This window comes from Pseudomonas sp. W2Jun17 (assembly GCF_023127795.1).
Classification (GTDB): Bacteria; Pseudomonadota; Gammaproteobacteria; order Pseudomonadales; family Pseudomonadaceae; genus Aquipseudomonas; species Aquipseudomonas synxantha_A.
The window spans coordinates 115,089-130,603 of sequence record NZ_SPKO01000025.1; the positions used below are offsets into that span (position 1 = coordinate 115,089).

11 protein-coding genes are annotated in these 15,515 nt (G+C 58.1%); 1 reads left to right on the forward strand and 10 read right to left on the reverse strand.

Features of this window, described 5'->3' with window-relative positions; translation table 11 throughout:
* Positions 1-71: 71 nt before the first annotated feature.
* The 5 genes from E4O98_RS14170 to E4O98_RS14190 all read right to left on the reverse strand — a co-directional run bounded on the left by E4O98_RS14170 (position 72) and on the right by E4O98_RS14190 (position 5,091).
* On the reverse strand, positions 72-563 hold the full coding sequence (locus E4O98_RS14170; RefSeq protein ID WP_103733903.1) for a hypothetical protein: 492 nt from the start codon (positions 561-563) through the stop codon (positions 72-74).
* Positions 560-1,000 carry a hypothetical protein gene (locus tag E4O98_RS14175; RefSeq protein ID WP_103733904.1) on the reverse strand — a complete coding sequence of 147 codons (441 nt, stop codon included), beginning with the start codon at positions 998-1,000 and terminating at the stop codon, positions 560-562. The genes E4O98_RS14170 and E4O98_RS14175 overlap by 4 nt, the downstream gene beginning before the upstream one ends.
* A 206-nt stretch (positions 1,001-1,206) precedes the next feature.
* Entirely contained in the window at positions 1,207-1,656 is a 450-nt protein-coding gene (locus E4O98_RS14180) for a hypothetical protein (RefSeq protein WP_103733905.1), read from the reverse strand.
* A complete protein-coding gene (locus tag E4O98_RS14185; RefSeq protein WP_103733906.1) occupies positions 1,653-2,585 on the reverse strand; it encodes an NAD synthetase in 933 nt (310 codons plus the stop codon). Before E4O98_RS14185 ends, E4O98_RS14180 begins: the two co-directional genes overlap by 4 nt.
* 202 nt (positions 2,586-2,787) lie before the next feature.
* Positions 2,788-5,091 carry a YgiQ family radical SAM protein gene (locus tag E4O98_RS14190; protein ID WP_248135555.1) on the reverse strand — a complete coding sequence of 768 codons (2,304 nt, stop codon included), beginning with the start codon at positions 5,089-5,091 and terminating at the stop codon, positions 2,788-2,790.
* A 314-nt stretch (positions 5,092-5,405) separates the two neighbouring features.
* Between E4O98_RS14190 and E4O98_RS14195 the strand changes: the two genes are divergently transcribed.
* On the forward strand, positions 5,406-11,708 hold the full coding sequence (locus tag E4O98_RS14195) for an NEL-type E3 ubiquitin ligase domain-containing protein (RefSeq protein WP_248135557.1): 6,303 nt from the start codon (positions 5,406-5,408) through the stop codon (positions 11,706-11,708).
* A gap of 12 nt (positions 11,709-11,720) precedes the next feature.
* On the opposite strand, the gene dnaB is transcribed toward E4O98_RS14195, so the two are convergent.
* The 5 genes from dnaB to rpsF form a co-directional block, all read right to left on the reverse strand.
* A complete protein-coding gene (dnaB, locus tag E4O98_RS14200; RefSeq protein WP_003188079.1) occupies positions 11,721-13,118 on the reverse strand; it encodes a replicative DNA helicase in 1,398 nt (465 codons plus the stop codon).
* A 111-nt stretch (positions 13,119-13,229) separates the two neighbouring features.
* Entirely contained in the window at positions 13,230-13,676 is a 447-nt protein-coding gene (rplI, locus tag E4O98_RS14205; RefSeq protein WP_003171376.1) for a 50S ribosomal protein L9, read from the reverse strand.
* Positions 13,677-13,694: 18 nt separating this feature from the next.
* The gene (locus E4O98_RS14210; protein WP_005784252.1) at positions 13,695-14,588 is read right to left on the reverse strand and encodes a hypothetical protein; all 894 of its coding nucleotides are present in this window, start codon (positions 14,586-14,588) and stop codon (positions 13,695-13,697) included.
* 36 nt (positions 14,589-14,624) lie between these two features.
* Complete coding sequence (gene rpsR / locus E4O98_RS14215) at positions 14,625-14,855, reverse strand: 30S ribosomal protein S18 (protein ID WP_002551829.1); 231 nt, start codon at positions 14,853-14,855, stop codon at positions 14,625-14,627.
* 29 nt (positions 14,856-14,884) lie between these two features.
* Complete coding sequence (rpsF, locus tag E4O98_RS14220) at positions 14,885-15,301, reverse strand: 30S ribosomal protein S6 (protein ID WP_005784250.1); 417 nt, start codon at positions 15,299-15,301, stop codon at positions 14,885-14,887.
* Positions 15,302-15,515 lie beyond the last annotated feature (214 nt).

The window sequence follows — 15,515 nt, forward strand, 5'->3', positions numbered from 1 at the left end:
GCAAGGGTTGCACAAATTTGTGGCGGGTGTGGGTGCAGAGGTAGCGATTGGGTGGACGGTGAGGTGGGGGATCACCTCGGTTTTTTTATTCTGATAATTGCGCACTCGTGTTTGCGGCGCTTTTTAACAGCTGCCACGACTTTCGCGCGCATGTGGCGAAGTTCTACGTAGGCGGCACGCATTTCCCGATGGCGTTTGCTGCGAAGCAGTAGCAGGCCGAGGATCGGCCAGAAGAAGCACTCAGCGTAAAGGAAGTTCGGCGAAAAATGATAACCTGGCACAGCAACCAACAGGCAGGCGATAAAAAGGGCATACATGCCCCAGGTCCACTTAGGACGCCCACAGACAATCATGAAATTGCAGTGGGTGATAAAAACGACCAACACCAAACCGGTAATCTCAGCAGCCGCGTTCGATAACAAGGGGAAGTAATAGTTTTCCACTAGCACCACAACAGCGGAGCTGCCAAATAGCCCCGAAAGAATTACGCCAATAAACACGGGGAAGTTACGAATCAGAAAAGGGCGGATGGGGACAAGATACCTCCTTGTGATAAGCCTCATTCTGGGCCCCCCTCATACAACCCAACTGCTATGGGCCGGATATTTCCGGACCGTAAGTTCCCAGCAACCGCCGATGCAGAATCAAGGGCATCAAGCATCTGAAAGATCGTTCCATTCCTGACTTCGGCCGAGGTGTAACGCTTTGGCATCTCTGCGGCGATTTGTTTGAGCTTGATCATTTTTCGGGGCATTTCCGGATGGTTGATCACCGCCGACGTACACGCCAATCCCGTATTCACCGCCTCGAACGCCACCTGCGACTCACGCGACACAATCGCCCGCATCTGAGCATCGAGATACACCACCCTCGCGCCGACAACGGCCGAATCAGCATCAATGGCCGCAAACAACTTACTTGGATCAATACTGCTTTCGACCCACTGCCGTGTCGTCAAATGCGCCCTGGGAAACCCGTCTTTCAACACGCTGGAAGTCATCCCTTTACTCCGGTTTTTCACAAGAGTGCAGAGATTAAAGAGTGGCAGTCCTCAAAAAATGTCAGAAGCTTCGCTTTAGCACGACAGGCACTTCCTGATCATGCCGAGCCGGCCAAGGGATTGCCCATGGGTGTTCTTCCTTGAAACGGTGGAGACTGGATTGATTTTCTGGCGAAGGCGCAGCCACAGCTGGTGAATCTACCCAATCAACGAGCTTTTCGCTGGGCAATCACCGCCTGGCGCAGGTGGCGTATTTCGAGTAACCGCTGGCGCATTTCACGATGGCGCTTGCTGTTGAGCAACAGCAATCCCAGCAGCGGAAACAACACCGCCGAGCCGTACACCAGGCGATTGAGGTCGTATTGAATCATCGGTAATACGAACAGCAGGCACGTGCCAAGGTAACCCGCCACCAGGCGCGCCGCCCATGGATAACCACGCGCGATCATCACATTGCCAAATACCAGCACCGCCACCAACACCAGGATCGCAGCCCCTGAACAGCTGGACTTGAGCGCAGGCTCAACACTGCGCAAATACGTCACCCCTGCCGTTGAGACCGCAACTGAACCAGAGAAAATCGCCATGAAGACGGTGCCCATGAACACGGGAAAATAACGGGCAAGAAAACTGCGCATATCGGGAACGCCGTTCATTCGGTCAAGTCCTCGTACAAGCCGATCGCTATGGTGCTGGCCGTACCGACATGCCCCGTTCGATAGCTGCCGACGACACCCAATACGCCGCCCAGCGCATCCTTCAACTGAGTCAGGGTGGCGTGGCGGATTTCAGTGTTGCTGAAGCTCTTGGTCAGCTTACCGGCGCGCTGTTGCAGTTTGAGCAACTTGGGCGTCAGGCTTGGATCCTTGAGGCTAAGCAGTTCCTTGGTCAACTTCTTGCGCTCCTGGCGGCTCAGGCCTTTGAGCAACTGATACCAGCTCTTGCCCAATGCAGCGGCCTTGTTGGCCTTGAGCAGTCTTAGCGTGGTAAAGGCCCCCGTGCCGATGCCTACCAAAGAGGCCGCATCCAGAATAGGTGAAACCGCGTCATACCATTGCGCATCGTCCATGCGGTCGTTGGCATCGGGATCGAGTATCTCGTTATAGGTACGCGCCACACCGAACCCGCATTGAGCGCTGCTGGCCAATGCCGCCGTGATGCCAATGCCCACCACAAAAGCACTGGCACCGGCCGTGAACGGTACCGCGACGCTGCCGCTGAACACCACGATCCAACCAATCACCGCCGCGCCGCAGGAAAGGCCCATATCAAAGGCTTCCTTTTGGAGGCGTCCTTCACGGGGATCGGTCTTCACCTGTTCTACAAACTGGGCAGGCGAGATGTACTTCTGCGCCTCGCGCAAAATGATGCGCTTGGGCCTGATGCTGCAAATGGGCTTGAATTCGCGCAGGGTTATTACGTTGAAGTCGGCGTCGATGTACACCACGCCGGCGCCGACAATGCCGGGGTCTGCGTCGATAGCCGCGAACAGCCGCGGCAGGTTGATCTGGCTTTCGATGCGCTGGCGCGCCATGAATTGGGAGCGGTTGGAGTCCATGCCGATGTTGAGCAAGGGGTTGCCCATAAGTGTTCTTCCTTGAAATCGAGAGTGCCCAGACCGGCCTCATCGCAGGCAAGCCAGCTCCCACAGGGGAATGCATTCCAAGTGTGGGAGCTGGCTTGCCTGCGATAGCAATCTAATGGGCGCCACCTTACCAAACAGACTCACCACCGACCAGAAAGCAAAACGCCAGCACGAGGCTGGCGTTTTGCATTTCAGGCGTCGATCAACGCGGCACAACCGGCTTGCGCGTAGGCTTGCCGCCCTTGCCCTTGGCCGCATCGCTGCGCTCTTTGGCCGCCTGCTTATTGCGCGCCTGGGCCGCAGCCTTGGCTTGCTCGCGCTTGTCCCACGGGTTGCTGCCGTCGCTGCCACGGGGTGGCAGGCCGGTGTGCTGGGTGAGGATCTTGGTGGTGGTTTCCTTGGCGACCTTATGGCTGCCGGCCGGCGTCGAGTTCTTACGCCGGGCGCTCTGGTAGCTGTCGGTGGACGGCTGGTGCAGCGGGATCAACTGGTCTTTACCCGGCCCGATCAGGTCGGCGCGGCCCATGCGCGTCAGTGCTTCACGCAACATTGGCCAGCCTTTCGGGTCGTGATAACGCAGGAACGCCTTGTGCAGACGGCGCTGCTCTTCGCTCTTGACGATGGTCACCGCGTCGCTCTTGTAGGTGACCTTGCGCAGCGGGTTCTTGCCCGAGTGGTACATCGCGGTGGCGGTGGCCATCGGCGACGGGTAGAACGCCTGCACCTGATCGGCACGGAAGCCGTTGCCCTTGAGCCACAGGGCCAGGTTCATCATGTCTTCATCGGTGGTACCCGGGTGGGCGGCGATGAAGTACGGGATCAGGTACTGCTCCTTGCCCGCTTCCTTGGTGTACTTCTCGAACATGCGCTTGAACTTGTCATAGCTGCCGATGCCCGGTTTCATCATCTGGTTGAGCGGGCCTTCCTCGGTGTGTTCCGGGGCGATCTTCAGGTAGCCACCCACGTGATGGGTCACCAGCTCTTTCACGTACTCAGGCGACTCGACGGCCAGGTCGTAGCGCAGGCCGGAAGCAATCAAAATCTTCTTCACACCCGGCAATGCACGGGCGCTGCGGTACAGCTGGATCAAGGAGGAGTGGTCGGTATTCAGGTTCGGGCAAATGCCGGGGAACACGCACGACGGCTTGCGGCACGCGGATTCGATTTCCGGGCTCTTGCAGGCAATGCGGTACATGTTCGCGGTAGGCCCGCCGAGATCGGAGATCACCCCGGTGAAGCCCGGCACCTTGTCACGGATTTCTTCGATTTCGCGAATGATCGACTCTTCGGAACGGTTCTGGATGATGCGGCCTTCGTGCTCGGTGATCGAGCAGAAGGTGCAGCCGCCGAAGCAGCCACGCATGATGTTTACCGAGAAGCGGATCATGTCGTAGGCCGGGATTTTCTCGTTGCCATACGCAGGGTGCGGCACGCGGGCATAAGGCATACCGAACACGTAGTCCATTTCTTCGGTGGTCATCGGGATGGGCGGCGGGTTGAACCAAACGTCCACGTCACCATGCTTCTGCACCAGGGCGCGGGCGTTGCCTGGGTTGGTTTCCAGGTGCAGCACGCGGTTGGCGTGGGCGTAGAGCACCGCGTCGCCGCGGACTTTTTCCACCGACGGCAGGCGGATCACAGTCTTGTCGCGGGTCATGCGCGGGCTGGCCAGGATCTGCACGACCTTGGCTTCTTCCGGGTCATCCACCGGACCTTTCTCTTGCTCGATGGCGCAGGCCTGGGTGTCCTGGGTGTTCACGTACGGGTTGATGATCTTGTCGACCTTGCCCGGACGGTCGATGCGCGTGGAGTCCACTTCGTACCAGCCCGCGGGTGTATCACGGCGAATGAACGCGGTGCCGCGCACGTCGGTGATGTCTTCGATCTTGTGGCCCCACGACAGGCGCTGGGCGACTTCGACAATGGCGCGCTCGGCGTTGCCGTACAGCAGGATATCGGCGGTAGCGTCGATCAGGATCGAGTTGCGCACCCGGTCCTGCCAGTAGTCGTAGTGGGCGATGCGCCGCAGGGAAGCTTCGATGCCGCCAAGCACGATCGGCACGTTCTTGTAGGCTTCCTTGCAGCGCTGGCTGTACACCAGGCTGGCGCGGTCCGGGCGTTTGCCGGCCATGCCGCCTGGGGTGTAGGCGTCGTCGGAGCGGATTTTCTTGTCGGCGGTGTAGCGGTTGATCATCGAGTCCATGTTGCCGGCCGCGACGCCGAAGAACAGGTTCGGCTCGCCGAGCTTCATGAAGTCGTCTTTGGACTGCCAGTTCGGCTGGGCGATGATCCCGACGCGAAAGCCCTGGGACTCCAGCAGCCGGCCGATGATCGCCATGCCGAACGATGGGTGATCCACATACGCATCACCGGTGACGATGATGATGTCGCAGGAATCCCAGCCAAGCTGATCCATCTCCTCCCTGCTCATCGGCAGGAATGGCGCAGGACCGAAACATTCGGCCCAGTACTTGGGATAGTCAAATAACGGCTTGGCTGTTTGCATGACGGTGACCGGTGTTGAGATGAAAAATCGCGGGCGCGGAATATAGCACAAATTTTGACCAATTCCGACGGCAATGGTCGGCTTTTAGCCACACCGCGCCCGACGGTGCTTATAGCCCGGTTTTGCTGGGGGGGCGAGGCCCACATAGGCGCGCTGATCACGCGTCGTCATTGAGGGTGCAACTACCAGGCGTTTTCAGCGCACAGCTTTATGCACCTCTTCTTCTGGTACTGCCGGCCCTAATGTCGCTCAATCTTTCCAACAGAGCGCCTGCCACGCTGCTGTGCCAAGCGCTCTCTTCCCGAGCACACACCATGACCAACTCAGTCACCTTTGATGCAGAGCAACCTGCATTACTCACCAACGAAAGCTGGGCCGAACAACAGATCTTTCAACTGATACAGGAAAACGTAAATGCCTTCATGGGCAAAATGGGCGTGGACGAGCAAAAAGAATACCTGCGTCTGAGCAAGGATCTGGTGGAGCGCGAGCAAACCCTCGGCAACGCCCTCACAGATCTTTACAACGACTTGAGCCAGCAAATGGTCGACGCTCTGGACAGCGCGCTGAAGAGCAAAACCGGCACGGTCATCAACTCGCGTACCACTTACCTGAAGACGCGGATCCGGCAGCTACCGGCCTCCCAGGATGACCTCCCCGCCAACGACCGCCTGGGCAACAACGTGCGCATCTACAAAGAGGACCTGGGCATACGTGAGTACGAACGCTCGATCACCTTGCTGGAGGCGGCGTATCGCAACTTCGGGTTTACTGCGTATTTCTCCACCGAAGAACAACGCGCCAGCTCTATCAGCGGCGACGTCATCAGCGTCAAAGCCTTCGTGGCCGTAGCAAGGAGCGTGGACATCGGCACGCGCATCAGCGACTACATCGAAAAAGAGTTCAAGAAGCGTCTGTCCAATCCGCTATTCGGCCTGCAAAGCACCAAGCTGCTGGTCGCATTGAGGGACGCCTACCGCACCAATGAGTCCTGGAGTATCAGCGAATGGGAATTCAATGAACTTAAAGACTGGCTGTTCGACACCAGCGTGTATTGGGACCTCTACCAACTGGACGCCGGCGGCGAAAAGATTGCCCTGCCGTTCTTTACTCGTCGCTTTGACACGCCCGACGGCTCTTGCGTCTACAGCTACTTCCCGGACCGCCCCAATGGCGCGCTACGCCGACATGCCTCCAGGCAAGAAGCCGTGGACTCGCTGCAGGACCAGATCCGCAACGACGTGGGGCTGGCACACTTCAGTTGGTTCATGAAGGCCATCTCCCTGAACAATCAGGAAAAGCTGCGAGCCTTTATCAAACCGCTGAAGGTCAACCGGGACGAGCTCGCCTGGCATGCCAAAATCCTGTATGACCTGTTCGCCAGCAAGACCCCAAACAGACAAAAACTGGCGGTGGAAAAAATCGGCACGGACATCCGTTGCCTCGCCCACACCTTGCCGATCCACCAGGCGTGGCCGATACAATCGGACCTTATCCGACTGGCCCGCACCAATAAACTCGCCGACCAGGAGGCCGCCGTTGCGTTGGCCACCTATCTGGTCAGCGAAACCTTGTCGATGCTGCTGATCCCCCTCCCCGGCGGTGTGACGGGCTTGGGCAAAATCATGTTGGTCGCAATGCTGGGCGCCCTCGTCTATCAGACCTGGTCTGCCATTGCGGCGCTGCGCCGAGGCCAGCAGGCCGAGCTGGTGCAAGCTGTCGGCGACATCCTTGACCTGCTGGTGGGGCTGCGCTTGCAGGGGGCGGCAGCCAAGTTGTCTGCACGCCGCACCCGTCAGTTGATGAACGCGCTGGGTAACCCCAACTATGCTCTTGGCACGAACGGCAAGCCTGGGTTGTGGTTCATCAACGACTACACACAAATCGACCCCAACTACCTGTCGGGAGTTGAACAAAACCCTCAAGGCCTGTTTGAAAAGGACAACCGAAGCTACATCAAGCTACAGGTCGACAACCAAACCAGATTCGCCCAGGTCACCCTCGAAAAAATCTCCGGGCGCTATCAACTGGACATGCACGGTTCTTCAAGCATTCAGCCCTACGTTACCTATTCAGCCAAGCATGACCGCTGGACACTCGACCCGATCGATACCCGTGCGCTGAACGAAGCCCAACTGTTGCAGCACATGATCTCGCCCAGCGAGCTGCCGCTGAGCCCGACAGCTTGTAAGCGCTCGCTGGATGTCGCGCGGGTGGATCGCCAGGATCTGCTGGATATCTGGTTCGATCGCCGGCGCGCGCCCGTCGCACTGACGCAGGCCATAGAGAATCAGCAACTGCGCGAAGGGCTCACCCAGTTACAAGCGGCGCTCAGGCAGAGCGATGGCCCGCTGCCGCCCATTGCCGATCAGGTCATGCCTGCGCTACTGGCCGACCTGGGCACCTGCACGATCAAACTGTATGCCCCTGACGGCAAAACCTTGCTGTCCAGCCACGCACCGGTGCTCGCGGGCAACACACAGCCCTTGGCCACAATCGAACTACGCCAGGACGGCCGCGATCGTTACCTGGCACTGGCATTTGGCTCGCCGGTGGGCTCGCTCATGCAACAGGTATTGCAGGAACATGAACGGCTCGTCCCCAATAGCAGGTTGGGTAAGACAGGCCACAGCAGTGAAGATCAACACCTGGCGAGCCGATTGCTTGAGCTGAGAAAAAAAATAGCGACACACCTTCAAGCACATCAAGCCGCTGTGTATGAGGCGTTACGCGACGGCCAACCGCGCGACCACCTGAATGCAAAAAATTCAGCAGCTCGGTTTGCACCCACGGCGCTGTCCGGCCAGCCCACCAGTGATGACCTGGCAATCGGCCTGTTGCGGCGTCGCTTTCCGGACCTTTCACGGGCAATGGCTGCAGACTTGCTGCGTCGTCATCCCTCATTACGCGACGTCGGCCTGTACTCCTTCCTGGAAGCTCCGGTACGCGAGGCCATTCACAAAAGTCTTCAACAAAGCATCATCACTGAGGCGCTCAACGCACTTTCGGACCCAAGCGGCCTCGGCCTCAACGCGCACAGTGAAGCCCTGTTCTGCAATCTGCTGACGCTCTTGCCAGGTTGGCCAAGCGATGTCGGCGTGCAGGTGTATCAAGGCTCTACCGATCAGACCGGGCGGACCATCCGTCGAGGATCCCTGCTGGACACCTATGGGAGCGAAGACGCAGACAGCTTCGTCATGTTGGTCAAGTCCGGCACTGAATATGCTGGCTACCGACCGGACAGTGGCGATCTGAAAACGGCGGCCGTCGGGGAAAACAGCTTACTCGGTGCCACCTTGCGCACTCTCACCGAAACCCAACGCAATGAGCTGGGCCTTGGTCGCCACGACACCGCCGTGCTGGCTCAGGACGTGCTTGAGCAAGCGCGCGTACAGCAGGCGTACCTGCCAGAATTCCTCACACAATCGCGGGAGTCGCCGCTATCGAACCAGAGCATCAGTGGTTTGCGGATACCCCACAAGCAGGTGCCGGACAATGCCGATGCAGACGGCGTCCATGCCCTGAGCGGGCGTCAATACGTGACGATCGACGGCGGCACCTATCAAGTCATGCTCGACCGCGATGCTTCCTCGGCGGCAGGCAAAGTCTGGCGCATCGTCAAACCTGGCGATCCCGTGGCGATGGACGCGGCTAACGTCTACAACAGCAGTCGCCTCGGTGCAAGCCACGCCATCAGGCGCAACGCCGCCAATGTCTGGGTCAGCGCCATCGTCGGCGCACCGGGGGGCGTACGAGGCGAGAGACATGACTGGTCGTTCTTCCGGCAAGTGGCCGACAGTGCCAGCGCAGCCTTAAATCAACTGCGCAGCCCGCAGCGTCGGGTACACAGCTTGTTCCCGTCATTTGACGAAGGACAGATCAACGCGTTTATCCAGTCTCTTGGCAATGACATTGCTGGCGGGCTGGATAGACGAGAAGCCGAGTACAGAAACCTCAGCAGGGAGTTGAAGGCATGGCGACATGCAAACGCTTCCGAATCTACAAGCTGGGCCAAGCTTGCTACCGATGAGATCAAGCGCTGCTGGCGTCGTGAGACCGGGACATCATTCACAATGCCGTCAGGCACCTCCGCGCTTCCCGGGTTGAAAGCCGACTTCAGCCATGTGCGGGAGTTGGATCTTGTGTCGATTAACTGGTCGGATGCGACGGATACGTTCATGGGCAATTTCTCCAACCTGGAGCGACTGAGCATCACACACTCCAAGCTCGACAAACTCCCCACCGCGATCGGCAACATGAGTCAATTGACCACGCTGAACTTGAGTTCGAACCAGATCAGGCTGGATGTACCCAGTGCTGAAAAATTGGCCGGCCTTACCCAGCTTGAACATATCGATCTATCGGAAAACCCGCTGGGGATAACGCCCGACTTCAGCGGTATGTCGAAACTGCAAACACTGGACCTCAGCAGTACAAAGATTGATCAGTGGCCCGCCGGCCTACTGAGTCAGACCAACCTGAAAAGCCTCAACTTGCTCAATAACAAACTGCGTGCAGTTCCCGAAACCTACCTGAAACCGCCGGCCGACCAGTTGGAAACCATCGTCCGGATCAATAACGTCACCCAGCTACAAGGCAATGACTTTCCCTCTCAATACTGGAGAAAATTCGAAAGCTACTGGCGCAATCTGCATGAAAACCATCCGGACCTGATCAAAGACGCAATTGACAGCGCGTTTGACTCGGGTAACCCCAGGATAGAAAGGTATCAGCGGCTATATCCGGGCAAGACCCTCAAGCAGGCTAGGGAGTTTCTTTGGAGCTTGCCCAAAGGAACAGTGGCGGCAGAGTTGGACAGACTCGAACTTGAGTTCCATAAGCTCCAAACCCAACTGGACGCCTGGGCGTTTTCAGGCGGTGTTCGCCGCCAGGGTTATGTTCGCTCTGGCCAACTCGCAACCAATGCAGTGACTTGGGACGATCGTAACATCGCCCTGGAACGCATTTTGAGTTGCTGGAGACAGGAAACACCGCAGATGCTGGCCAAGGATGGCACACCGATTGGCCTGGAACTCGATCTCAGTGGCCTGAGGCTGCCGAGTCTGCCGGACCTGGACGTGGACTTCAGTCACGTAGGCTCACTCAAACTGAACAACATGTACCTAAGCGTTTCTCCAGAAAGCTTCCTGACACGATACCGACACGTACGCTGGCTCGACCTGGCAGACAATCAGCTCAGGGACCTTCCTCCAGCCTTGGGCGAAATGCATGGGCTCACCCGTTTATATCTGCAGAACAACCGGATTCGCCTGACCCCGGACACCGCCCGCATCCTGGCGGAACGCGTCACGCTCAGAGGCCTCGTATTACAGGGAAACCAACAACTAGGCGTGACACCCGACTTCAGCCAGATGCCCGACATCCGCTCGATTAATCTGTCGGGTACAGGCATTGAGACATGGCCGACCGGCCTGGCAGAGCAACCGCTACTGGACACGATCGACCTGAGTGCCAATCAGATAACAGAGATTCCTGACTCCGTCATCGCGCCTACAGACGCGCTCCTGCCCCGTTCGGCACGGCTCAATAACTTGACCTCTGTCACCGGTAATCCGTTGTCCGATCAAACGTTGGCACGGGTCAGGCGTTACGCAGCCCGGTTGATCACAGCCGGACTCGCCGAAGTGGGGCAGCCAAACCGTTTAGTGGTCACATCCACGCTAAACAGACCGCCAGCACCCTTTAGAAATCGGGGCGACGAGTCGTTTCGACGCTTGACCAAGGGATTGGACTCAGCTCAGGTTTCGGCCAGGCGATCGCAATGGACTACGCTACGCGAACAGCAGGGGGCGGATCCCTTCTTCGACCTGCTCAAGCGTCTAGAGCAACTGGGTACGGGCCAGGAGGATCATCGGCGAAGAGTCTGGGAGTTGATCGACGCTATTACCGAAAACTGTTCGGAGTCCGAACAGTTGCGCAAAGAAATCTTCGATCGAGCCGGCGAACCTGCGTGCTGCGACCGAGCGGCCTTCTCGTTCGGCAACCTGGAAACCGCAGTCCTGGTATACAGGGCCCAAAGTCAGGCGATGGATCAGTCACAAGGCAAGCCGTTATCGGCATTGTCCAGAAGCCTGTTCCGATTGCATGAAGTGGACAAAATCGCCTCAGCCGACATCCTGCGCAGCGAAACGATTGTCAACGATCCGACGGTATCGGAAGAAGCGAAGCGCCCGCATCGCCTGCGCCTGGGCGAGGAGGTCGAGATCAGACTGGCTTATCGCTACGGCCTTAAAGACCGCCTCCAACTGCCTGGGCAGCCTCAGCGGACGGCATACACCCATATGGGTGGAGTCACACAGGGCATGCTAGACAGCGCCTATGAAAAAATAGTGGCACTGGATAATTCACCCGAGGAATTCCAGGCGCTGCTTTCCAGAGAGTTCTGGCAAGTCTATATAACCAACAAATACCAGGCGCAATTCGAAGCGCAGCGTCAGCCCTTTCAGGAACGACTTGAGGCACTACGCGATAGTCTTACCGCCGGTTTACTGTCGAAAGCGGCCTACAAGGAGCAAACCGATAGCCAGCAGGCCCTGCTTGCGATTGAAGAAGCCGAGCTGATCCAGACACTGACTCGACAAATCCTGGCCGAGTGACTCGGCCAACGGTTACTCGTCGTCGTCGAAGTTGTAACTGCCCGGCGCCAGGTTCTCGAAGCGCGTGTACTTACCGATGAACGCCAGGCGAATAAAGCCGATCGGGCCGTTACGCTGCTTGCCGATAATGATCTCGGCAATGCCTTTGTGTTCCGTTTCGGGGTGGTACACCTCGTCGCGGTACACGAACATGATCACGTCGGCGTCCTGCTCGATCGCTCCGGATTCACGCAAGTCGGAGTTCACCGGACGCTTGTTGGGGCGTTGTTCCAGGGAGCGGTTGAGCTGGGACAGCGCCACCACCGGGCAGTTGAATTCCTTGGCCAGGGCTTTGAGGGACCGGGAGATTTCGGAAATCTCGTTGGTACGGTTATCGCCGCTGGAGCCCGGAATCTGCATCAACTGCAGGTAGTCGATCATGATCAGGGCGATATCGCCGTGTTCACGTACCAGGCGGCGGGTACGCGCACGCATCTCGGACGGGCTGATACCGGCCGTGTCGTCGATGAACAGCTTGCGGTCATTGAGCAGGTTGACCGCCGAGGTCAAGCGCGGCCAATCGTCGTCTTCCAACTGGCCGGAACGCACTTTGGTCTGGTCGATACGACCCAGGGACGAAAGCATACGCATGATCAGCGATTCGCCTGGCATTTCGAGGGAGTACACCAATACCGCTTTGTCGCTGCGCAGTACGGCGTTTTCCACCAGGTTCATCGCAAAGGTGGTCTTACCCATGGACGGACGGCCGGCGACGATGATCAGGTCGGACGGCTGCAGGCCGCTGGTCTTTTCGTCGAGGTCGGTGTAGCCGGTGGAAATACCGGTAATGGCCGCGTCGGTGTTGAACAAGGTATCGATACGGTCGATAGCCTTGGTCAGCAGGTCGTTGACGCTGACCGGGCCACCGGTTTTGGGCCGTGCTTCGGCGATCTGGAAGATCTGGCGTTCGGCTTCATCAAGGATCTCGGCGGCGGTACGGCCTTCCGGGTTGAAGGCGCTGTCGGCGATTTCGGTGCTGATGCCGATCAACTGGCGCAGGGTGGCGCGCTCGCGGACGATCTGCGCATAGGCCTTGATGTTGGCGACGGACGGCGTGTTTTTCGCCAGTTCACCGAGGTAGCCCAGCCCGCCAACCTGGGAGGTCTGGCCTTCCTTGTCCAGCTGCTCGGCCAGGGTCACCACGTCGATCGGTGAGTTCTGGTCGGCCAGCTTGGCGATGGCGCGGAAGATCAGGCGGTGGTCATGGCGATAGAAGTCACCGTCCGAGACTTGATCCAGCACGCGTTCCCAGGCGTTGTTGTCCAGCATCAAACCACCGAGCACGGCCTGTTCGGCCTCGATGGAATGCGGCGGCACCTTCAGGGCAGCGGTTTGCAGATCGTATTGCTCAGGAGCGGAGATTTCGTTCATGGCCACTTGGAATTTAAGGGTGTGTAGAAAAACAAAAGGCACGACCTGTAAACAGGATCGTGCCCGATGTTAACCGGCTGACACGCGAGGTGCCAGTCAGTTAGGTGCGACTTAAGCTGCTACCACGACAACGCGTACGGTGGCTTCAACTTCGGCGTGCAGGTGCACGGCTACGTCGAATTCGCCTACGTTGCGGATGGTGCCGTTCGGCAGACGAACTTCGCTCTTCTGCACTTCAACGCCGGAGGCGGTCAGTGCATCAGCGATGTCGTGGGTGCCGATCGAACCGAACAGCTTGCCTTCGTCACCGGCGGTGGCAGTGATAGTCACTTCCAGCTCAGCCAGTTGGGCAGCGCGAGTTTCGGCCGAAGCTTTTTTGTCTGCTGCGGCTTTTTCCAGCTCAGCACGACGCTCTTCAAACGCAGCCAGGTTGGCAGCGGTTGCAGCGGTGGCTTTGCCGTATGGCAGCAGGTAGTTACGACCGTAGCCGGCCTTAACGTTCACTTTGTCGCCCAGGTTGCCCAGGTTGGCGACTTTTTCCAGAAGGATCAGTTGCATGTGAAAATCCTCTAACTTTTAACCTTCACCGTTCGCGCTATCGGCATCTTTCGACGCCAGACGTCCGCGAAAATCAATCAGGCCGTCGACAATGGCCAGAACCACGAGTAACGGATAGATCAGCTGCATGAATAGCAACAGCGTGACGTACAACCCCACCAGCCAGAACCTGGCCAGGCGCTTTCGCGCAACCAGCCCGTGAATCAGGGCCAGCCCGGCAAACACCAGCGGTACGCTGCAAATCGGCGCCAGCAAGGCCATCTGTGGACCGAAGTTCGGTCCGACAACCATGCACGCCAGCAGCAACATCGCCGGCCCCGCAGGGATTCTGATACTGCGAAACTCGCGACCAAAACCACCCGGGTTGTACAACAACGCCTGCCAATAACGCCCAAGAATCAGGCTCAGCACGCTGACGACCTGCAACAATGCCGCAATCAGGCCGGTCAGGACCGGGGCAATCAGTGACGCAAACCGCGCTCGCTCATCTACCGACAACTGCTGGTAGAGATCCCCGAGAGCCAGTGGCAGGATCTTGACGATCTCCTGCGACAGCGCCTCGATTTGCGGGCGGAAAGCCGCGCCAAGCATCACTGAGTACACCAACCCCAATGCCACGCTGACCAGCAGCGTACGGACCCAGGACTCACTTGCGCGCAGAACCAACGCAAGGCTCGATGACCCCAGCAGTACCAGAAGTACCCGTGGATCACCCATTTGCAGCCACCAGATCAAGGCCGGCAACAAACCCAGGGCAAGAACGCCAAGGGCGTCCTTCAAACCGCGCCGCAGCAGCACAAGGCAACCTGCGGCAGCACCCAACCAATAAAGCAACGGCAATGCCGCACAGCCAGCCACTACCAGAGTGGCCTGCACGCGACCGCGCATGATGAACTCAGCTAAGGCGCGCATGCATTCAATCCCTTACTACTTGTCGACTGCCCGGTCTCAGCGGCCGTGGCTGTCGGTGTAGGCCAGCAGGGCCAGGAAGCGGGCGCGCTTGATAGCGGTGGCCAGCTGACGCTGATAACGTGCTTTGGTACCGGTGATACGGCTTGGAACGATTTTGCCGGTCTCGGATACGTAAGCTTTCAGAGTGTTGAGATCTTTGTAATCGATCTCTTTCACGTCTTCAGCGGTGAAGCGGCAGAATTTACGACGACGGAAGAAACGTGCCATTTGATAGGCTCCTTAATAAGGTCCGTGGATTACTCGTCAGCGTTATCGCTGTTGTCACTGTCATCAGCGCTATCATCAGCGCCTTCTTCAGGACGGTCGCGACGCTCACGGCGCTCACTGCGGTTTTCTTCAGCCTTGAGCATCTCGGATTGGCCGGTAACGGCTTCTTCGCGACGGATGACCAGGTTACGGATCACTGCATCGTTGTAGCGGAAGTTGTCTTCCAGCTCGGCCAGGGCCTTGCCAGTGCACTCAACGTTCAGCATCACGTAGTGAGCCTTGTGAACATTGTTGATTGCGTAGGCCAGTTGACGACGGCCCCAATCTTCCAGACGGTGGATTTTGCCGCCGTCTTCTTCGATCAGCTTGGTGTAACGCTCAACCATGCCGCCGACTTGCTCGCTTTGATCCGGGTGGACCAAAAAGATGATTTCGTAATGACGCATGAATGCTCCTTACGGGTTGTAGCCTGCCGCTCAAAAACGGTCAGACAAGGAGTGAATGACACTTATGGATCTTGCCGTAGGGGAGGCACATCGGTGCCTGCCAGGAAGGCAAGGGGCGCAATTGTAGAGAAGGGGGAGAAGCGGCGCAAGGTGATTGGTGATTATTTGAACAACTTTCCAAACACCACAAAATTAAATGTGGGAGGGGGCTTGC

Coding starts and splice junctions, on each gene's coding strand:
- dnaB (WP_003188079.1), bottom strand. CDS start 13,118: ATGAACGAAATCTCCGCTCCTGAGCAATACGATCTGCAAACCGCTGCC.
- rpsR (WP_002551829.1), bottom strand. CDS start 14,855: ATGGCACGTTTCTTCCGTCGTCGTAAATTCTGCCGCTTCACCGCTGAA.
- E4O98_RS14190 (WP_248135555.1), bottom strand. CDS start 5,091: ATGCAAACAGCCAAGCCGTTATTTGACTATCCCAAGTACTGGGCCGAA.
- E4O98_RS14180 (WP_103733905.1), bottom strand. CDS start 1,656: ATGAACGGCGTTCCCGATATGCGCAGTTTTCTTGCCCGTTATTTTCCC.
- rplI (WP_003171376.1), bottom strand. CDS start 13,676: ATGCAACTGATCCTTCTGGAAAAAGTCGCCAACCTGGGCAACCTGGGC.
- E4O98_RS14210 (WP_005784252.1), bottom strand. CDS start 14,588: ATGCGCGCCTTAGCTGAGTTCATCATGCGCGGTCGCGTGCAGGCCACT.
- E4O98_RS14175 (WP_103733904.1), bottom strand. CDS start 1,000: ATGACTTCCAGCGTGTTGAAAGACGGGTTTCCCAGGGCGCATTTGACG.
- E4O98_RS14185 (WP_103733906.1), bottom strand. CDS start 2,585: ATGGGCAACCCCTTGCTCAACATCGGCATGGACTCCAACCGCTCCCAA.
- E4O98_RS14170 (WP_103733903.1), bottom strand. CDS start 563: ATGAGGCTTATCACAAGGAGGTATCTTGTCCCCATCCGCCCTTTTCTG.
- E4O98_RS14195 (WP_248135557.1), top strand. CDS start 5,406: ATGACCAACTCAGTCACCTTTGATGCAGAGCAACCTGCATTACTCACC.
- rpsF (WP_005784250.1), bottom strand. CDS start 15,301: ATGCGTCATTACGAAATCATCTTTTTGGTCCACCCGGATCAAAGCGAG.